The following is a 20,475-nucleotide window of genomic DNA, read 5'->3' on the forward strand; positions in this document are numbered from 1 at the left end:
TCACCTCTGTGTACTCTGTGGTGAAAACCGTACAGAAACAAGCTAATTTTAGTCTAAAATCGGATAAAACAGAAATTCTTATTATTAATTATTCAATGTATAGATAGTCATAATGTACTACTGGTTTCTTTCCATGCTTGCCAATCGCTTCTTGTGCCTGTTTGGAGTCACAGTTCACTTTTCCAACGCCAACCTGGTTTCCTTGAAAGTCCATGATACGTACAATGTCATCTTTCTCAAATTCACCTTCAATATGAGTGATTCCAATCGGGAGGATGCTGACAGCTTTTTCAGAGTTTAGAACTTCTGTAGCGCATTTATTTATGTGAATTTCCCCTTTGGCAAAACCTTCGCTATGGGCAATCCACTTTTTGACGCTGGATACCGGTTCGTCTGATGGTATAAAACGTGTACAAAGAGTTTCTTCAGGATGCTGTAATAAATCTACCAGAATATTATCCCGCTTCCCGTTGGCAATAATCACTGTAATTCCTTCATCAGCAACTTTGCGGGCAATATTGGTTTTCGTCAACATCCCCCCCCGTCCGAAACTGGACTTAGTTGTCTGAATATAGTTGGATAAGTCTTTGCCGTGACCGATCTCCCGGATAACAGAAGAGTTTGGATCGGAAGGAGAACCATTGTAAATCCCATCAATATTACTTAGGATAATGAGTGCCTGCGTATCCATCATCGAAGCGATGAGTCCGGACAATTCATCATTATCGGTGAACATCAGCTCACTGACGGAAATCGTATCGTTTTCGTTGACAATAGGAATGACATTGTTTTCAAGCATTACCGTCATGCAATTTTTCTGATTCAGATAATGGCGGCGAGTTCCAAAACTTTCCTTCGTTGTCAGTACCTGGCCGACAGGTATATTGTGCTCACGGAAAAGTTCGTAGTAACGGTTGATTAGTTTGGCCTGACCCACAGCAGAAAATAATTGGCGCTGATCTACACTATCGAGTTTTTTCTGCGGATGCACTTCACTGCGTCCGGAAGCAACAGCTCCCGAAGAAATCAAAATGATTTCTACCCCGGACTTATGTAATTCCGCTATCTGGTCAACAAGTGCCGACATACGGGTAACGTCCAGCGTTCCGTCGCGGCGTGTCAATACATTGCTTCCTACTTTTACTGCGATTCGTGTAAATTCCTGTTTCATCCTTACTAACGATTTGAAAGCACAAATATAGAGCTTTTTGCCGATATGCTACCTAAACAGGCTAAAAAGAATTATCTTTGCAGCTAGATAGAGAAAAGATAAACAATGAAACATACAAATCCACAAGTAGAACAGATGACCTCCTTCATCGTAATGGATGTGTTGGAGAGGGCAAACGAATTACAGAAACAAGGTGTTGATATTATTCATTTGGAGGTTGGTGAACCCGATTTTGATGTACCGTCTTGTGTGTCGGAAGCAGCAAAAGCGGCTTATGATCGTCATCTTACTCACTATACACATTCTTTGGGGGACCCGGAACTCCGGCGGGAAATTGCTGCTTTTTATCTACGGGAATATGGAGTGACGGTAGATCCGGATTGCATTGTGGTGACTTCCGGCTCTTCTCCATCCATTCTTCTTGCGTTGATGTTGCTTTGCAACACGGATAGCGAAGTGATTCTTTCCAATCCGGGATATGCTTGTTACCGTAATTTTGTATTGGCTACCCAGGCTAAACCCGTTTTGGTTCCTTTGTCTAAGGAGTATTTGCAATACGACATAGAAGCTATTCGTAAATGTGTGAATCCACATACAGCGGCTATCTTTATCAATTCTCCGATGAATCCGACCGGAATGTTGCTGGATGAAAAATTCTTGAGGGAAGTGGCGGCACTGGGAGTTCCTGTTATTTCGGATGAGATTTATCATGGACTTGTCTATGAAGGACGTGCGCACAGCATTCTTGAATATACCGATCAGGCTTTTGTCTTGAACGGATTTTCTAAACGTTTTGCGATGACAGGTCTTCGGCTGGGTTATTTGATTGCACCTAAATCTTGTATGCGTTCTTTGCAGAAGTTGCAGCAAAATCTATTTATTTGTGCGTCCAGCGTTGCCCAACAGGCTGGGATTGCTGCATTGTGGCAGGCTGATTCGGATGTGGAACGGATGAAACAGATTTATGATGAGCGTCGCCGGTACATGATTACTCGTCTTCGGGAAATGGGGTTTGAGATTAAAGTAGAACCTCAAGGAGCATTTTACATTTTTGCCAACGCACGCAAATTTACTACCGACTCTTATCGCTTTGCATTCGATGTACTCGAACATGCGCATGTCGGCATTACTCCCGGGGTGGACTTTGGTACGGGAGGTGAAGGATATGTACGCTTCTCCTATGCAAACTCATTGGAGAATATCAAAGAAGGACTGGACCGTATCAATCGCTACCTTTCTCGTCTCGGCTTCTGATTAGCTCGGTGGCTGCTTCGTATTCTTCCTCTGTCACGAGGACGGATACGGAAGGAGCGATATAGGGTGCTAATGTCCCCATAATTCCATCTTTGATTACACAACGGATATTATTGCTTTCTAATAACCCTTTAATGATCTCGGCTTCCCAGGGGGATCCGGAGAATACTTCTATTGCCTTGCTATAATCTTCTTCTTTCATGATCTTACTTATTAGGGGTTGTTATCTACAAATATAACAAAAAAGAGAGAGAAATGGTTATTTATTTTCTTAAAAATTATTCGAGTGTGATATGTTTTACGCTAATCTGCTGTTTCAGGAAAGTAGAGGCCGATTCTGAAAACTTTTCTTCCGCTTCGGTCGTGTAAAACTGGCAGTTGCCATTCTTGGTACATTTGGCATCCATTTCGGGATGTCTTTTCAGATAGTCTTTCAGGCTTTCTGCAACATACTCTCCTTGTGCAATTACACTGATATGATCCGGGATGTATTGCCGGATTTTAGGTAGGAGTATGGGGAAATGGGTACATCCGAGGATGACAGTATCTATTTGAGGATCCTTTGACAGTAATTGGTCGATGTACTTCCGGATAAAATAGTCTGCTCCTTCGTCTTGTGATTCGTTATTCTCAACTAAGGATACCCACATCGGACATGCTGTCCCGCTAACCTGAATTTCAGGAAACAGTTTATGTATTTCTAATGGATACGATTCGGATTTGATGGTGCCTGCTGTTGCCAGTACACCGATATGCTGATTCTTGCTAATCTCTCCGATGCATTCTACAGTGGGGCGGATGACTCCGAGCACACGGCGGGCAGGATCGATTTGGGGTAAATCATTCATCTGAATGCTGCGCAAAGCTTTGGCGGAAGCAGTATTGCAAGCTAATATAACCAGATGACATCCCATATCAAACAGTTTGTTGACGGCTTGCCGGGTAAATTCGTATACGACTTCGAAAGAACGTGTCCCATAGGGGGCACGTGCATTATCTCCCAAATAGATATAATCATATTCCGGTAATACTTCTCTAATCTTGTCTAAGATGGTCAGACCTCCGTATCCGGAGTCGAATACTCCGATAGGTCCGGGCGTATGGGATAGATGTTGCTTCATGACACACTTGATTTATATACGCAAATGTACACCAAAAAAAGGGAAAGAGAAAGAAGATGATCCTTCTTTCTCTTTCCCTTTTGGTATTTCTTTATTCTTGGTCAGCTCTTATTTGATACCAAGATTTGCTTTTACCTTGCTAGTCAAGTTGATGCTCTGTGATTCGTTTACATAAGGAATCGAAGTTCTTGCCAGGTCGAAGATATAGATCACCCCTTCAGCAGCACCTACTGCTTTGATAGCATTGTCCAACTTCTGGTAGATAGGAGCCATTGCATCATTTTGAGCTTTCTGCATTTGTTGTTGAGCATCCTGTTGGAATTGCTCTTGTCTCTGCATCATATCTTGCAACTCTTTCTGTCTTCTTTCAGCGATGTTAGGAGGAAGAGAATCCTTAGCGATAGCTTGTTGGAATTCCTGATATTTCTTGTTGAATTCTTCCTGCGTTCTCTGTAGTTCGGCAGTAAGTTGTTTTTCTAAAGTCTGAATATCATTTTGAGCTTTGGTGAATTCCGGCATCACAGTGATGATTTCCTGTGCATTAATGTGGCCGAATTTCAGGTTCTGTGCAAATACACCCATTGGGAGTGCAAGCAACATTACAAGTGCAATTTTTTTTAGCATAGTTCTATAATTTATTTGAATGATTTTTAGTTATTTCCAGCTGCAAATGTATGAAATTAATTTGAATATCCTAATTTTCTTAGGATTTCATCACTAATATCTATGCGTGGATTTGCAAATATTATACCTGTAGCAGAGGCTCTGTCAATTACCATATCATATCCATGTTGCTGTGATATAGCTTTCACTGCTTCATAAATATCATCCTGAATCGGAGTAATCAACTTGTCTCTCATCTTGGCTAATTCGCCTTCCGGACCGAAGTAGTTACGCTTCAGCTCGGCTGCTTCTTTTTCCTTCGCTACGATTGCATCTTCTGTCTTTGTTTTTTGTGCGGCAGAAAAAGTGGAAGATTTTGCCTGGTAATCCTGGAACATCTTCTGTGCTTCTTTAGCCAGAGCTTCTACTTCACTCTGGTATTTCTTCGTAGCTTCTTGCATTTGCTCGTTAGCGCTTTGAGCTGCCGGAATATTCTTCATAATATATTCCGTATCGATCAGTGCAAATTTCTGTGCATTTGCTGCCATGCTGACAGCAAATAGCATCATGATTAATAGAACAGACTTTCTCATAACGTTTAGTTTTTGATGATACATTAGAATTCTTGTCCTAAGATAAAGTGGAACTGGCTTCCTCCATATTGTTTAGAACCAAATACTTTGTCGAAACCGTAACCCCAGTCAATACCCATCATACCAATCATCGGAAGGAAGATACGAACACCGACACCGGCAGAACGTTTCAACTCGAATGGATTGAATTTCTTGATATCATGCCATGCGTTACCTGCTTCAAGGAAACCTAACACATAAATGTTAGTACTTGTTTCCAGCATCAACGGATATCTCAATTCGATACCGAGACGTGCATAGGCATAACCTTCAGAACCGTATGGTGTTAATGAGCTGTTTTCGTAACCACGCAAAGCGATACTTTCAGTTGCATAAGTTGAATAACCGGTCATACCGTCACCACCTACGTCGAATGTACCGAACGGAGATTTCTTGTATTGGTTATAGTGACCTAACAGACCGAATTCCGTACGTGTCATTAATACCAGACATTTAGGATGAGCAACCGGATCCATCAGCGGAGTATATGTTTTGCCTTTGAATTTCCATTTGTGGTATTCTATCCATTTATGAAGTTTATTCATGTTGTCCTGGGTAATGCTACCTGTTTCAGGGTTGCTGTAATATCCCTTATAGTCTTTACCGTCCATCAACGAGTAAGGCGGTGTGAACTGAACTGACAGTGAGAAATCTGAACCCGAACGAGGGAAGATTGGGTTGTCAATAGAGTTACGAGCCAAAGTCAATGAAATGCTAAGGTCATTACATTTACCGTTGGTGACCGGGAAGTATTGCCAGTCGCTCAAGTTATAACGTTGGTAAGCTAATTCTGCAGAAAGAGTGAAATAGTCATCCGGCCATTTCAGACGTTTACCCCAACCTACGGAAAGTCCCCACATCTTGATAGACTTATCAGGGTCATAATAGTTTTCGTAGTTGTTATAGTTACCATAGTTGTACATACCATAACCACCGTAGCCACTATACATACTGTTGTAGTAGTTGTTGAAGTAGCTGGAGTTGTAGTAACGGCTACTGATATCTGTCTGTACAGAAAAGAATGCCGATACAGAGAATGAATTCGGACGTTTGCCGCCAAACCATGGATCGAAGAATGAAATACTGTATGATTGGTAGTATTTAGCGTTCGTCTGTCCGCTGATAGTCAATGTCTGACCATCACCTTGAGGAAGTATACCACGGTAGTTTTCACCCGGGTGCAACAAGTTGGCTACAGAGAAGTTGGTAAACTTCAAGCTCAACTTACCGATAATACCCGTCTGTCCCCAACCTGCAGAGAATTCCACCTGGTCGTTAGCTTTGGAAGTCAAAGGCAAACCTATGTCAACAGTTCCGTTCATCGGATCCGGTTGAATATCTGGTTGCAGTTTTTCCGGGTCAAAGTGTCCCATCTGCTGAATTTCACGCAAAGAACGCATCAAGTCTTCTTTGCTGAACAATTGTCCCGGACGAATACGAAGTTCACGGCGAACGACGTTTTCATACAAACGGTCATTACCACTGATCTTGATCTTATTGATAGTAGCCTGACGGCCTTCATAGATTCTCATTTCGAGGTCGATAGAGTCGCCAACGATATTTACTTCTACCGGGTCAAGGTTATAGAACAGGTAACCGTTGTTGTAGTATAAGTTACCGATAGCGTCATCATCTGTAGAAACACGTTCGTTCAATAACTTCTGGTTGTATACGTCACCTTTCTTCATGCGGAGCAGGAAGTTCAACTGTTCTGACGGATAGAGAGTGTTACCTACCCATGTAACGTTACGCAGATAATATTTTTGTCCCTCGTCTATATTCAAATAAACGTTTACAGTCTTTTCGTCATACTGTGAAACGCTGTCTTTTACAATCATTGCATCACGGTATCCCAACTCATTATATTTGTCGATAATCAGTTGCTTGTCTGCCTCGAAGTTCTCTGGCACGAATTTCTTGGTGCGGAACAGGTTACGAAGTTTACCTTTCTCATTGGTTTTCTTCATAACTTTCTTCAGCTTGGAAGTCTTGATCGCATGATTACCAACGATTTGGATTTCGTGTACTTTGATTTTTTCTTTCTTGTCGATATCAATGTCGACGATCACCTGATTTTCGCTGGATGGATCGTCTTTCTGCGAGATGATTACTTCTGCATTTTTGAATCCCTTATCGTCGAAGTAACGTTTGATTAATGTCTTGGCACGGTCTACGGTATTCGGAGTAATCTGCATACCTTTTACCATTCCCAGCTTGCTTTCAAGATCGGTACGTTCCGACTTCTTCACACCATGATAGCGTACATCTGCGATACGTGGGCGTTGTGTCAGACTGATTTTTAACCAGATTTTGTCACCTTCAATTTTCTCGGCTGTGATTTGTACATTTGAGAACAAGCCATGACGCCAATAACGTTTGATTGCTCCAGTAATTTCGTCACCCGGCACAGTAATTGTCTGTCCTACCGATAGTCCGGATAGTCCAATCAATACATAGTCTTCATAATTCTTTACGCCTTCGACTTTAATATCTGCTATCTCATACTTTTTGGGTGTTCCGGAGTATAAGATGACAGGTTTCGAGTCTTCATCAGTGTTAGCATTTTGCGCAATGCCTGTTGTCGCAAAGCAGCACAGGCAGACAAACGTTATGAATATAAAGGAAATACGATAATGCATTTATGTTATAATTTGATGTTTCGAGTTATATTAGCTGATCTGTTCACTGGTTTTGCCGAATCGGCGTTCCCTTTGTTGATATTCCCAAATGGCCTTGTAGAGTTCTTCTTTATCGAAGTCGGGCCAAAAGGTGTCACAAAAATAAAGCTCCGAATAAGCGCATTGCCATAGGAGGTAATTGCTTAGCCGGATTTCTCCTCCCGTGCGGATCAGTAGATCCGGATCGGGCATAAATTTAGTATCCAGATGAGATGAGATACATTCATCCGTTATCTGTTCGGGAGACATTTCTCCTGCTTTTATCAGTGTTGCTATTTGCCGTACAGCTTCGGTTATTTCCCAACGGGATGAGTAACTAAGAGCTAATACCATATACATACCACTATTTTTGGATGTACGTTCTATGCATGATGCCAAACTTTTCTGGACTTCAACAGGTAACTTTTTGAAATCACCGATTACATTGAAGCGAATATTGTTTTTCATCAATGTCTCTTCTTCAATAGATTCTAGCAATAGATTCATCAGAGCCGCAATCTCATCTTGCGGCCGATTCCAGTTCTCGGTTGAAAAGGTGTACAGTGTCAGGTACTTGATTCCCAAACGGGCGGCATCTTCGGTAATATTCTGTACCGTTTCTGCGCCAGCACGGTGACCGTAAGTACGTTCTTCCCCTCGTTGTTTTGCCCATCGTCCGTTCCCATCCATAATGATGGCCACGTGTTGTGGTATCCGAGTTTTGTCTATTTGTTCTATATAGGACATCTTTTTATTTTAAACGTATACGTTTTTTTATTGACCGGCATATTCCGGATTCAGATCAAACCATAGCTGATTAAGACGAGCACGCCAAACTTCTGAATCATGACTGTAAGGCCCCCTGACTTTAGATTCGGTAGCTCGAGTTTCTTCAGCTTTTTCTACTTCTTCAGTGAAAGTAATGTTTTGTTCTTTACCGAATAAAACATAAATAAACTTATTCTCTGTATCTTGCACTATAGAATAGTTCTTTCTTCCTCTGAATTCTGGTTTTTCTATACTCGGAGTAAAACCAGATTCATTCCAGTCCTGATGGGGGAAGGAGAATTTTTTATTTGCTTTTTGCCAGGCTATTCCTTCGTTTTGAGAAACATAGATTGATTCGAACTCGTTTCCAAACACATAAAAAAGTTCGTTATAATAAATAACGGTTGGATTATCAAATGCCGGACAGTAAGCTGTTGTAGATTTTGTTCCCAACTTAGCCCAAACATTACCGTCATATCCCCATGCAATAGTAATAGGAACTTTCTTATTATTAATATCGATCTCTATTGCAGGTTCATGCTTTCCTACGATGATATTACGATAGTAACTACTTCCTTTACTAAAGGTTGTGTAAGAAATATTGTCCACAGGGAATTCCTTGTCCGCTTCTTCGATCTTTTTTTCTGAATCCGCTGCACCTAGCTCTGATTCTAATATTGAATAGATATATTGTTTTCCGTCTTCAGTTTTGATATAGGTTATTTTAGTATCAGTATCTACAGGTATTTTTGAGATAAATGTTTTTACATTGCCGGAGAATTTATCAGAAATTGTCCAAGCAACACCATCTGTTGATTCATATACCTTATTATTAGCGGTCGCTAATATGATTCCATTCAAAGGAAGTATAGAATTAGGTAGTGTACTGGTAAGATCACCCGTAGTATTGGTCCCTGCCGCTGTCCAATTTGAATAGTTGCTGTTTTGGTATACTTTCAAATTTTTTCCTTCTACTACGGAATAGGTAAGGATTTTATTGTTGAATTCAATCGTTTTTTGTTCTCCAATGATCTCATCCTGCATTTTACCAACGTGATTCCATCTCAACGAATCGGGATCATGCTGATGCACATTTACCTTAATAGTATATTCCTTAGTTTGATTAGGAGATATTCCCGCTAAGGCTTCTGTCGACCATACCTTTATAGTAAGTGGCTCCCGAAGATCGATAGAATCATTGATGTTTATGACAGAATCGTTACCGCTTTTGTCTTTCATTGTTACGACGCCTGATGCCGTAGTTAATGTTTTGATTAAAATCTTGTCAATGATGGTATCGGCATGAACAGGAAGAGAGTCCTCGTTATAAATTTCACGTGATAATTGATCAATAGTGAATTTATAACTCCCAAGGCCTGCTGTGTCAAGTGCAAACGCATGGATAGTTGCATCCGGGCTATATTCGATGTTATTATCGTCATCAAGACATGACGTTATAACAAATGACACCATGAAAAAACTCGCAATGAATGATAAAAACTTTATTTTCATTTGAAAGATTGTGTTTATTTACAAGTTGCAAAAATAGAAACATTTTTTCCGATAATGAACATTACAGGTAAGTTTTATATAAAATTATAGATAATAACACTGTTTTTATCGACGTAAAACCCCCTGAATAGAACTATCTTAGCTATATCCGATGAACATAATGCCAAAATTGTCTTTCGAAGTGTTCTTCTATCGAGTAACTAAAATTATCGTTCATTTGGGGTGCTTGAACACCGGAATGTAGTCTGCTGGGGCACTTCTCGATATACGCCTCATCCCATAGCTCGTCATTAATGAACGATTGCAGCAATTGACTGCCTCCTTCTACCAGTAAGGATTGTATTTTCCGTTGATACAGTACTTCCATAATCTGCTCCAGTGGGTTATGATTGAAGTCGATGGAGATATATGTGATGTTGGTTCTTGCTGGCTGTTTCTTTTCAGTAAAGACTAATGTTGGCACATTCCCATCGAATATTTGTAAATCATTCGGAAGAGATAATGTGCGGTCTAATACGACACGTATTGGATTATGTCCATACCAGTTGCGTACCGTTAGCGACGGATTATCCAATAAAGCTGTTCGCCTGCCTACCATAATCGCATCCGCCTCCGCTCTTTTTTTATGTACTAGCATTGAAGTGAGAGGAGAGGAGAGTATCAAAGGCATTCCACTTGTACGTTCTATATCAATAAACCGATCGGCTGACTCTGCCCATTTTAATGTAATATAAGGCCGATGAAGTGTATTGAAAGTAATAAAACGACGAATCAGTGATTGACATTCTTCCTCTAATATGCCGACTGTAACTTCTCGTCCGGCATCCCGTAGTTTTTGAATCCCCCGTCCGGCTACTTCAGAAAAGGGGTCCTGGCATCCGATAACAATGCGTGGAATCTGTTTCTCTATAATCAGATCCGCACAAGGAGGTGTTTTCCCGTAGTGGGAGCAAGGTTCCAGACTGACATAAATCGTAGAATGTTTCAATAAAGACTCATCTTTGACAGAACGGATTGCATTGACTTCCGCATGTGCCTCTCCGCAGCGAATGTGATAACCTTCGCCGATAATACGTCCGTTACATACGATAACAGCCCCTACCGTCGGGTTTGGAGGCACATTGCATAACCCGTTCTTTGCAAGCTCAATGCAACGCCTCATGTATTTTTCTTCTTCCATTTTGGTGCTCTTCGCCATATTATTCTTACTTTTGCACTCCGAAATTGTGAAAATATGAATCGTATCACCGCTTACATTCGCCAGTCTTTGCAGGAAAGCTATCCGCAGGAAGAGATAAAAGCTCTTTCAATGCTGATTTGTTGCGACATGTTAGGCTTAGATGCGCTTGATATTTACATGGGCAAAGATATAATTTTATCCGAATGCAAACAGCGTGAATTAGAAAACATTATATTCCGTTTACAGAAAAATGAACCGATACAGTACATTCGCGGTTTTGCAGAGTTTAGTGGAAGGAATTTTAAGGTTGCTTCCGGCGTGTTAATCCCTCGACCGGAGACCGCAGAACTCGTAGAGCTAATAGTAAAGGAGAATCCGAATGCCCGTCATCTGTTAGATATAGGTACAGGAAGTGGATGCATTGCGATCTCTCTGGATAAAAAACTTCCGGATGTAGACGTAGAGGCATGGGATATTTCGGAAGAAGCGTTGGCTATTGCCCGTAAAAACAATGAAGATTTGGAAGCCGGGGTGAGATTTCTGCAAAGAGATGTATTGTCTGATGACTGGGAAAAGGTGCCGTCTTTTGATGTGATCGTCAGTAATCCGCCTTATGTGACTGAAACGGAAAAGAATGAAATGGACGCTAATGTCCTTGATTGGGAACCAGGGTTGGCATTGTTCGTTCCTGACGAGGATCCTTTACGGTTTTATAATCGTATAGCCTGTCTGGGAAGTGAATTGCTATTGCCGGGCGGAAAACTTTATTTTGAAATCAACCAGGCTTATGGCCGGGAAACAGCACACATACTTGAAATGAACCAATATCGTGATGTTCGTGTTATAAAAGACATATTTGGAAAAGATAGAATAGTTACAGCTAACCGATGAGTGCACAATTAACTGATGAAGAGGCTTTAAATCGCGTAGCCTCTTACTGCTCCACTGCCGAGCATTGCCGGGCAGAAATAAATGAGAAGTTACAACGTTGGGGAATTGCCTATGATACCATTGCGCGTATTCTTGACCGACTGGAATCAGAGAAGTTCATTGATGATGAACGTTTCTGCAGGGCTTTTGTGAATGACAAGTTCCGCTTTGCCAAGTGGGGGAAAATGAAAATAGCCCAGGGGCTTTACATGAAGAAGATCCCTTCTGATGTGGCATGGCGTTATCTGAATGAAATTGATGAAGAAGAATACCTTTCTATTCTGCGTGACCTGCTGGCTTCCAAACGGAAAAGTATTCATGCGGCAGACGATTATGAATTGAATGGAAAGCTGATGCGATTTGCCATGAGTCGTGGATTTGAACTGAAAGATATTAAGCGTTGTATCGACATTCCCGATGAAGAGGAACAAATTGACTGAAAAAATAAACGGATTCTTCTTTTTATTCTCGTTCAATTTCTGTACTTTTGCGGCAAATAATTAATAGTTAGTTTAGTTATGAAAAACTTAGAGAGACTATTTGCGGAGAAACTGTTGAAGATTAAAGCTATTAAACTTCAACCCGCTAACCCTTTTACATGGGCTTCTGGATGGAAATCCCCCTTTTACTGTGACAACCGTAAAACTCTGTCCTATCCTTCTCTTCGTAATTTTGTGAAGATTGAAATTACACGTCTGATATTAGAACGATTCGGACAGGTGGATGCGATTGCTGGTGTGGCTACAGGCGCTATTCCGCAGGGAGCTTTGGTGGCTGATGCATTGAATTTGCCGTTCGTGTATGTTCGTTCTACCCCCAAAGATCATGGATTAGAAAACCTGATTGAAGGTGAACTTCGTCCGGGTATGAAAGTCGTAGTCGTAGAGGACTTGATTTCTACTGGTGGTAGTAGTTTGAAGGCTGTTGAAGCAATTCGTCGCGATGGTTGTGAAGTGATCGGTATGGTTGCAGCGTATACATACGGATTCCCGGTAGCTGAAGAGGCGTTCAAAAATGCGAAGGTGACTTTGGTAACGTTGACCAATTATGAAGCCGTGCTTGATGTTGCTCTTCGTACAGGTTATATCGAAGAAGAAGACATACAGACATTGAACGAATGGCGTAAAGACCCTGCTCATTGGGATGCTGGAAAATAAGATTCATTTTTTGATCAAACATATTTGGTAAAAAGAACTGTTCGGGCAATATTTGGCCGGATTGTTCTTTTTTTGTTTTATACTAATAGAAAATTATGAGTAATTTTGAGAGTAGTGTCAAGGTAATACCTTACAGCCAGGAGCGCGTATATAATAAACTTTCAGATTTAAGTAATCTGGAAGCAGTCAAAGACCGTTTGCCAAAAGATAAGGTGCAGGATTTGAGTTTTGATTCGGACACGTTGAGTTTTAGTGTCTCTCCTATCGGAAAGTTGACTTTGCAAATTGTAGAGCGTGATCCTTGTAAATGTATAAAGTTGGCAACAACTAACTCTCCTCTTCCTTTTAATATGTGGATTCAATTGGTTGAAACTGCAGAAGAAGAGTGCAAAGTGAAGGTAACTATCGGAATGGATCTTAATCCATTTATGAAAGCAATGGTACAGAAACCTCTCCAGGAAGGTTTGGAGAAGATGGTTGATATGCTGGCAGTTATTGGATATTAAACTTTTTTTTATGGCACAGAAACTTTGGGAGAAGTCCGTACAGGTAAATAAGGATATCGAACGTTTCACGGTAGGTCGTGATCGTGAGATGGATCTTTATTTGGCCAAGCATGATGTGCTTGGTTCTATGGCTCATATTACGATGCTTGAAAGCATTGGGTTGTTGACAAAAGAAGAACTGGACCAGTTGCTGGTGGAATTGAAGAGTATTTATGCCTCGGCCGAAAAAGGCGAATTTGTGATAGAAGACGGGGTGGAAGATGTACATTCACAGGTAGAATTGATGTTGACCCGTCGTTTGGGAGATATCGGAAAGAAAATACATAGTGGTCGTTCCAGAAATGATCAGGTTCTGTTGGACTTGAAACTTTTTACCCGTACGCAAATAAAAGAGGTTGCCGAAGCGGTAGAACAACTATTTCATGTCTTGATCCGTCAGAGCGAACGGTATAAAAACGTTTTGATGCCGGGATATACACACCTGCAGATTGCAATGCCTTCTTCTTTTGGCTTGTGGTTTGGTGCCTACGCCGAGAGTCTTATGGACGATATGCTGTTTTTGCAGGCAGCATTTAAAATGTGCAATCGTAATCCATTAGGTTCAGCAGCCGGATATGGTTCGTCTTTTCCTTTGAACCGTACCATGACGACTGACTTATTAGGTTTTGATTCAATGAATTACAATGTTGTATATGCTCAAATGGGGCGTGGAAAGATGGAACGCAATGTTGCTTTTGCATTGGCTACGATTGCCGGGACGATTTCCAAATTAGCTTTTGACGCCTGTATGTTTAACAGTCAAAACTTCGGTTTCGTTAAGTTGCCTGATGACTGTACCACGGGGTCCAGCATTATGCCTCATAAGAAGAATCCCGATGTCTTTGAACTGACACGTGCTAAATGTAATAAACTGCAATCGCTTCCCCAACAGATCATGATGATTGCGAATAATTTGCCTTCTGGCTATTTCCGTGATTTGCAGATTATCAAAGAAGTTTTCCTTCCTGCTTTTCAGGAACTGAAAGACTGTTTGCAGATGACAACCTATATCATGAATGAAATAAAGGTAAATGAACATATTCTTGATGATGACAAATACCTCCTTATTTTTAGCGTGGAAGAGGTAAATCGTTTGGCACGTGAAGGTATGCCTTTCCGTGATGCATATAAGAAGGTTGGTTTGGATATTGAAGCAGGTAAATTCTCGCATACTAAAGAAGTACACCATACTCATGAAGGTAGTATCGGCAACCTCTGTAATGCAGAAATCTCCGCATTGATGCAGCAAGTGATTGATGGATTCAACTTTTGTGGAATGGAGAAAGCGGAGAAAGCACTGCTTGGAAGATAAAATAGACTTTCGGAGGATAGTTTTTTAAACTTTCCTCCGAAAAGATTTGGCAGAAACAAGTAAACTACTTATCTTTGCACCCGTTGAAAAAACGCGGAAATAGCTCAGTTGGTAGAGCATAACCTTGCCAAGGTTAGGGTCGCGAGTTCGAGTCTCGTTTTCCGCTCTTTCTTTGAAAGGATGCTCGAATGGTGGAATGGTAGACACGAAGGACTTAAAATCCTTTGGCCATTGCGGCTGTGCGGGTTCAAGTCCCGCTTCGAGTACGAGTATTCTTTATAGGCTTTATGAATCATTGATTCATGAAGCCTTTTTTATTTTTATGGGTGTGTAATATACATTTGTTTTGTTTGAGGGAGCTTTGTAGTAATGGCTACTTGAAAAAAAATCAAAAAACAGTAATAATATTTTTTTATTGTGTTATTAATCTTTTATTTTGCTTTCAGATTATAAGTTTATAATGAATTATTATATTACCGCTTCTTTAACCTTATACATGGTACATTTAATTTAACCGTTAACGCTGAAAAATACTAGAGAGATGGAAAATAACGACAAGCAGATTGAATTAAAGTTTCAGAGGTTTTTTACTGTGAATTTTCCGAAAGTAAAGAACTTTGCTCAAATGCTGCTTAAATCTGAAAGTGATGCAGAAGATGTGGCTCAAGATGTTTTCTGTAAGCTTTGGATGCAGCCGGAGTTATGGCTGGATAATGATAAAGAACTAGATAATTACATTTTCATAATGACTAGAAATATAGTTCTGAACATCTTTAAACATCAACAGGTAGAGCAAGAATATCAGACGGAGGTTATAGAAAAAACTTTTCTTTATGAATTGACAGAAAAGGAAGAGATATTGAATAGTGTGTATTATAAGGAGATGCTCTTAATTATTCAGTTGACACTGGAGAAGATGCCGAAGCGTCGTCGGTTGATATTCGAACTAAGTCGTTTCAGGGGATTAAGTCATAAAGAAATAGCTGATAAACTCGATGTTTCTATCCGAACAATAGAGCATCAGGTTTATTTGGCATTGATCGAATTAAAGAAGGTACTCCTCTTTTTTATTTTTTTCTCTGATATTTTTAAGTAGTATGTATGTAGTAGTTGTATTTAGTGTATAAAGCCCAAAAAGAAAGAAAAAGATTCATGAAAGATTATATTCAACAACTCATAGAATTGTTCGGCCATAATAACTATTCAGCCGATACGCATAAGAAAGTGCAACAGTGGTTGGCTGATGAGGAGCATGTTGATGAAAAGAGTGAGGCTCTTCGTGAGCTTTGGAAACAAGCAGGAGAACAGAAAGTGCCTGATGGCATGCAACAATCAATACAACGAATGCGGCAGAATCTGGGAATGCAGTCTATCACTTCACGTAGAAATTACCAGTTGCTTATATGGAGAGCTGCAGCTATTTTATTGTTAGCAGTCTCATCTGTTTCTATTTATTTGATGTTGGAAAAGGAACGGCCGGAAAAAGATTTAGTTGAATGCTATATACCGACAGCGGAAATTCGTGAACTTACATTACCGGATGGTACATATGTCATGTTGAATTCGAAGAGTATACTACTATATCCGGAAAAATTTACAGGAGAGACTAGAAGTGTATATTTGATTGGTGAGGCCAACTTTAAAGTGAAACCGGATAAGAAGCATCCTTTCATTGTAAAGGCCAATGATTATCAAGTTACTGCTTTAGGTACTGAATTTAATGTAAATGCTTATCCGGAAAATAGCGAACTGATGGCTACTTTGCTGGAAGGTAGTGTGAAAGTTGAATTCAATAACTTGCTGTCCAATATTATTTTAAAGCCTAATGAACAGTTGGTGTATGACAAACATACGAAAGCGCACAATCTGCGGATGCCTGAGATAGATGATGTGACGGCATGGCAACGTGGGGAACTGGTTTTTAGTAATATGCATCTGGAGGATATTTTTACAAGTCTTGAACGCAAATTTCCTTATGCTTTTGTATATAGCCTTCATAGCTTGAAAAAGAATACATATAGTTTCCGCTTCTCCAAACAGGCGAATTTGGAAGAAGTTATGAAGATTATATCGCAAGTTGTTGGAAATGTAAACTATGTTATCAAGGGAAATAAGTGTTATGTAACTAGTAAAGAATAAATATATTGTAGAACCTTTTAAATTTAATACGTAATGCAAAAAAATACCCGGAAGGAATGGCCGTTCCTCCCGGATATGAAATCAATCTCTTTTAATATTAGCGTAATATTGACGCTATTCTGAATGATCCTAGAATAATAACCAATTAACTAATACTAAAGATGCTACAAATCTACGAAAAAATAGCAGAAAAAATAGCTCATAAGCGGGTCTTTCTCACTTTTTTAAGTCTTATTCTTATACAGACTTTCGCTTTGGCTCAAAATGATAGTAAAATAACTATCCAACAAAAGAATATTACTGTCATTGATGCCTTAAAGACTGTGGAAAAACAGTCTAAAATGTCTATAAATTATAGTGATTCCGAATTGACAGGAAAAGTAATAGCCCAGTTAAATTTGCAGAACGCATCCCTCGAAACCGCACTTGATACCATCTTAAAAGGGACGGGCTTTTCATTCCAAATACAAGGTAACTACATTATAATAGCTGAAAAGAAGCCTGTAGTTGCACAAATCCTTAAAAATATCAAAGGAAAGGTTACTGATGAGAGCGGTGAACCGTTGATTGGAGTAAATATATCTGTGGATGGTAGTTCTACAGGTACGATTACCGATTTCGATGGTAACTTTACGATCAAGGCAGCAGAGAAATCTATTCTCAAAGTATCTTATATCGGATATGCTGCACAGATAATTCCTGTTTCCAAGAAAGATTTCTATCCGGTTGTAATGAAGCAGGATACAGAAGTGCTCGATGAAGTTGTTGTAACGGCATTGGGTATCAAACGTGCAGAAAAGGCGTTGTCTTACAATGTACAACAAGTCAAGGGAGATGCACTGACTACGGTAAAAGATGCTAACTTCGTAAACTCGCTGAACGGTAAGATAGCCGGAGTGAGTATTAACAAAAGTGCTAGTGGAGTTGGTGGTGCGACACGTGTTGTAATGCGTGGTGCAAAATCTATCGAAGGTGATAACAATGCTTTGTATGTGGTGGACGGTATTCCTTTGTTCAATACCAATATGGGAAATACCGACAGTGGTATTATGGGTGAAGGTAAGGCCGGAACAGAAGGAATCGCCGACTTCAATCCCGAAGATATTGAAAGTCTTTCTGTTTTGAGTGGTCCTTCGGCTGCTGCGTTGTATGGTAGTAGTGCCGCTAACGGTGTAATTTTGATTACCACTAAAAAAGGAAAAGAAGGAAAACTTTCAGTGCAGTTCTCTTCTTCTTCAGAGTTCAGCAAAGCTTATATGACTCCTGAGTTTCAAAATACGTATGGTAACAAAAAAGATATGTATGAAAGCTGGGGTGAGAAACTGTTGACTCCTACAAGTTATGATCCTAAGAAGGATTTCTTTAATACCGGAACAAACTTTATTAATTCGGTTACGTTGACCACCGGTACGAAATCGAATCAGACTTTTGCTTCTGTTTCTTCTACCAATTCCAAAGGTATTGTGCCTAATAATGAATATGAACGTTTGAATTTCACAATCCGTAATACGGCAACTTTCCTTAATGATAAATTACAACTCGATTTAGGTGCGTCGTATGTGAAACAGAAAGACAAGAATATGGTATCGCAAGGACAATATTGGAATCCGGTGATGGCCGCCTATTTGTTCCCTCGTGGTGAAGACTTTGATGGAATTAAGTCATTCGAACATTTCGATGAAAGTCGCCAACTTCCGGTTCAGTATTGGCCGGTGGCAGATCCGGTATATGCTTCACAGAACCCTTACTGGACTGCTTATCGCAATGTAGCTACGAATGAAAAGAGTCGTTATATGTTTAACGTAGGGTTGACTTATAATATTACCGATTGGTTGAATGCGACAGCCCGTTTCAGAATGGATGACACACATGTATTGTTTGAACGCAAGATTTACGCTTCATCCGACGATAAATTTGCGGAAGGAAAGAAAGGACTGTATGGATACAATAACTATGAAGACCGTCAGGAATATGCCGACTTTATGTTGAACGTAAATAAACATATAGCTGATTTCAGTATTTCTGCCAATGCGGGTTGGAACTATTCTAACTATTGGGCATTGGAGAGAGGATACAAAGGGACATTATTGGGAGTGCCCAATAAATTTGCGGCTTCTAATATCGATCCGGCTAATGGTCGTATCTCAGAAAAGGGTGGTGATAGTCGTGTACGTAATCATGCTGTTTTTGCCAATTTGGAACTTGGTTGGAAGAGTATGCTTTATTTGACACTGACCGGACGTAATGACTGGAATTCACGTTTGGTGAATACCGATGAAGAATCTTTCTTCTATCCCTCAATCGGTCTATCCGGGATTATTTCCGAGATGGTCAAATTGCCCGAATTTATCTCTTACCTGAAAGTTCGCGGTTCGTATACGGAAGTCGGTGCGCCTGTATCCCGTTCGGGACTGACTCCGGGTACGGTAACTACCCCTATTGTGGGTGGTGCATTAGATCCTACCGGTATCTATCCGTTTACTGATTTCAAGGCAGAGCGTACAAAGTCATACGAATTTGGATTAAGTCTGAAGTTGTGGAATAAATTAAGTGCGGAGGTAACCTACTATCATTCTAATACATACAATCAGACTTTCTTGGGTGATCTTCCGGAATTTACCGGATACAAGCAGATTTATTTGCAGGCCGGTAATGTGGAAAATCGTGGTTGGGAGGCTTCATTAAGCTATTCCGATCAGTTTAAGTTCGGATTAGGAATCTCTTCAACATTGACATTCTCTCGTAATATAAACGAGATTAAGGAGATGGTTGAAAACTATCATACGGATTTGATGGATGAACCGATTAATATTCCGGAGGTTTTGAAGGATGGTGGTCGTGTCATCTTGAAAGAAGGCGGAAGTATCCACGATATTTATGCCAACACCTTCTTGAAGAAAGACCACTTGGGATATGTTGAGGTAAAGAGCGACGGAACCTTTGGAATGGAAAAGGGGGAACCCGTTTATTTGGGAAAAACTTCTCCTGATTTCAATATGGGATGGAGTAATATGTTGACATACAAAGGCTTTGGGCTCGGATTCCAGATCAACGGACGTTTTGGAGGCGTGGTGACCTCTTCTACAGAGGCATTGCTTGATCGTTTCGGTGTATCCAAACGTTCGGCTGAGGCTCGTGAAGCGGGAGGCGTATTGTTGAAGGGACAAGGTCTGGTAGATGCGAAGTCTTATTATCAGATGACAGGTACGGGAAATTATGAAACTTCCGGTTACTATGTATACAGTGCCACTAATATTCGTTTGCAAGAACTTACCTTTAGCTATACTATGCCTAATAAGTGGTTTGGTAACGTGTTGAAAGATGTTACGGTTTCGTTTATAGCCAACAATCCTTGGATGTTGTATTGCGAAGCTCCGTTCGATCCGGAACTGACTCCTTCCACTAGTACTTACGGACAAGGTAATGATTATTTTATGCAACCGAGTGTTCGTAGCTTTGGCTTCGGTATTAAATTTAAATTATAATACACCTTC

The 20,475-nt window shown here is 40.3% G+C and carries 18 protein-coding genes and 2 tRNA genes; 11 read left to right on the top strand and 9 right to left on the bottom strand.

Annotated features, from left to right (window positions below):
- Positions 1-88 precede the first annotated feature (88 nt).
- Complete coding sequence (gene proB, locus Bovatus_RS18670; protein ID WP_004299775.1) at positions 89-1,171, bottom strand: glutamate 5-kinase; 1,083 nt, start codon at positions 1,169-1,171, stop codon at positions 89-91.
- Between the two features lie 105 nt (positions 1,172-1,276).
- On the opposite strand from proB, the gene Bovatus_RS18675 reads away from it, so the two are divergent.
- On the top strand, positions 1,277-2,425 hold the full coding sequence (locus tag Bovatus_RS18675) for a pyridoxal phosphate-dependent aminotransferase (protein ID WP_004299776.1): 1,149 nt from the start codon (positions 1,277-1,279) through the stop codon (positions 2,423-2,425).
- Here Bovatus_RS18675 and Bovatus_RS18680 read toward each other — a convergent pair.
- The 8 genes from Bovatus_RS18680 to ribD all read right to left on the bottom strand — a co-directional run bounded on the left by Bovatus_RS18680 (position 2,394) and on the right by ribD (position 10,916).
- A complete protein-coding gene (locus Bovatus_RS18680) occupies positions 2,394-2,627 on the bottom strand; it encodes a DUF2007-related protein (RefSeq protein WP_004299777.1) in 234 nt (77 codons plus the stop codon). The genes Bovatus_RS18675 and Bovatus_RS18680 overlap by 32 nt on opposite strands.
- Before the next feature lie 76 nt (positions 2,628-2,703).
- Positions 2,704-3,546 carry a glutamate racemase gene (gene murI, locus Bovatus_RS18685; RefSeq protein ID WP_004299778.1) on the bottom strand — a complete coding sequence of 281 codons (843 nt, stop codon included), beginning with the start codon at positions 3,544-3,546 and terminating at the stop codon, positions 2,704-2,706.
- A 108-nt stretch (positions 3,547-3,654) separates the two neighbouring features.
- Positions 3,655-4,170, bottom strand: a complete 516-nt coding sequence (locus Bovatus_RS18690) for an OmpH/Skp family outer membrane protein (RefSeq protein ID WP_004299779.1) — start codon at positions 4,168-4,170, stop codon at positions 3,655-3,657.
- A 56-nt stretch (positions 4,171-4,226) separates the two neighbouring features.
- Positions 4,227-4,742 carry an OmpH/Skp family outer membrane protein gene (locus tag Bovatus_RS18695; RefSeq protein WP_004305030.1) on the bottom strand — a complete coding sequence of 172 codons (516 nt, stop codon included), beginning with the start codon at positions 4,740-4,742 and terminating at the stop codon, positions 4,227-4,229.
- 23 nt (positions 4,743-4,765) lie between these two features.
- Positions 4,766-7,420 carry an outer membrane protein assembly factor BamA gene (gene bamA / locus Bovatus_RS18700; protein ID WP_004299781.1) on the bottom strand — a complete coding sequence of 885 codons (2,655 nt, stop codon included), beginning with the start codon at positions 7,418-7,420 and terminating at the stop codon, positions 4,766-4,768.
- 30 nt (positions 7,421-7,450) lie between these two features.
- Entirely contained in the window at positions 7,451-8,185 is a 735-nt protein-coding gene (locus tag Bovatus_RS18705; RefSeq protein WP_004299782.1) for an isoprenyl transferase, read from the bottom strand.
- Positions 8,186-8,212: 27 nt separating this feature from the next.
- Positions 8,213-9,718, bottom strand: a complete 1,506-nt coding sequence (locus Bovatus_RS18710; RefSeq protein WP_004299783.1) for a DUF6242 domain-containing protein — start codon at positions 9,716-9,718, stop codon at positions 8,213-8,215.
- A 142-nt stretch (positions 9,719-9,860) separates the two neighbouring features.
- Entirely contained in the window at positions 9,861-10,916 is a 1,056-nt protein-coding gene (gene ribD, locus Bovatus_RS18715; RefSeq protein ID WP_004299784.1) for a bifunctional diaminohydroxyphosphoribosylaminopyrimidine deaminase/5-amino-6-(5-phosphoribosylamino)uracil reductase RibD, read from the bottom strand.
- Positions 10,917-10,952: 36 nt separating this feature from the next.
- Here ribD and prmC point away from each other — a divergent pair, with 36 nt between their 5' ends.
- The 10 genes from prmC to Bovatus_RS18765 all read left to right on the top strand — a co-directional run bounded on the left by prmC (position 10,953) and on the right by Bovatus_RS18765 (position 20,466).
- Positions 10,953-11,789, top strand: a complete 837-nt coding sequence (prmC, locus tag Bovatus_RS18720; protein WP_004299785.1) for a peptide chain release factor N(5)-glutamine methyltransferase — start codon at positions 10,953-10,955, stop codon at positions 11,787-11,789.
- Complete coding sequence (locus tag Bovatus_RS18725; RefSeq protein WP_004299786.1) at positions 11,786-12,268, top strand: regulatory protein RecX; 483 nt, start codon at positions 11,786-11,788, stop codon at positions 12,266-12,268. The genes prmC and Bovatus_RS18725 overlap by 4 nt, the downstream gene beginning before the upstream one ends.
- A 78-nt stretch (positions 12,269-12,346) precedes the next feature.
- Positions 12,347-12,985 carry an orotate phosphoribosyltransferase gene (gene pyrE / locus Bovatus_RS18730; RefSeq protein WP_004299787.1) on the top strand — a complete coding sequence of 213 codons (639 nt, stop codon included), beginning with the start codon at positions 12,347-12,349 and terminating at the stop codon, positions 12,983-12,985.
- Positions 12,986-13,080: 95 nt separating this feature from the next.
- Positions 13,081-13,491, top strand: a complete 411-nt coding sequence (locus tag Bovatus_RS18735; protein ID WP_004299788.1) for an SRPBCC family protein — start codon at positions 13,081-13,083, stop codon at positions 13,489-13,491.
- Positions 13,492-13,501: 10 nt separating this feature from the next.
- Complete coding sequence (argH, locus tag Bovatus_RS18740) at positions 13,502-14,842, top strand: argininosuccinate lyase (RefSeq protein WP_004305025.1); 1,341 nt, start codon at positions 13,502-13,504, stop codon at positions 14,840-14,842.
- 93 nt (positions 14,843-14,935) lie between these two features.
- Positions 14,936-15,008, top strand: a tRNA-Gly gene (locus tag Bovatus_RS18745).
- A gap of 16 nt (positions 15,009-15,024) precedes the next feature.
- Positions 15,025-15,108: transfer RNA gene (locus tag Bovatus_RS18750), tRNA-Leu, on the top strand.
- 275 nt (positions 15,109-15,383) lie between these two features.
- A complete protein-coding gene (locus Bovatus_RS18755) occupies positions 15,384-15,938 on the top strand; it encodes an RNA polymerase sigma-70 factor (RefSeq protein ID WP_004299790.1) in 555 nt (184 codons plus the stop codon).
- Positions 15,939-15,994: 56 nt separating this feature from the next.
- Positions 15,995-16,981, top strand: a complete 987-nt coding sequence (locus Bovatus_RS18760) for a FecR family protein (RefSeq protein ID WP_052587969.1) — start codon at positions 15,995-15,997, stop codon at positions 16,979-16,981.
- Between the two features lie 161 nt (positions 16,982-17,142).
- Positions 17,143-20,466 (top strand): TonB-dependent receptor, encoded by a 3,324-nt coding sequence (locus tag Bovatus_RS18765; protein ID WP_004299792.1) that lies wholly within the window; start codon positions 17,143-17,145, stop codon positions 20,464-20,466.
- Positions 20,467-20,475: the final 9 nt, after the last annotated feature.

It is taken from the genome of Bacteroides ovatus (assembly GCF_001314995.1).
Classification (GTDB): Bacteria; Bacteroidota; Bacteroidia; order Bacteroidales; family Bacteroidaceae; genus Bacteroides; species Bacteroides ovatus.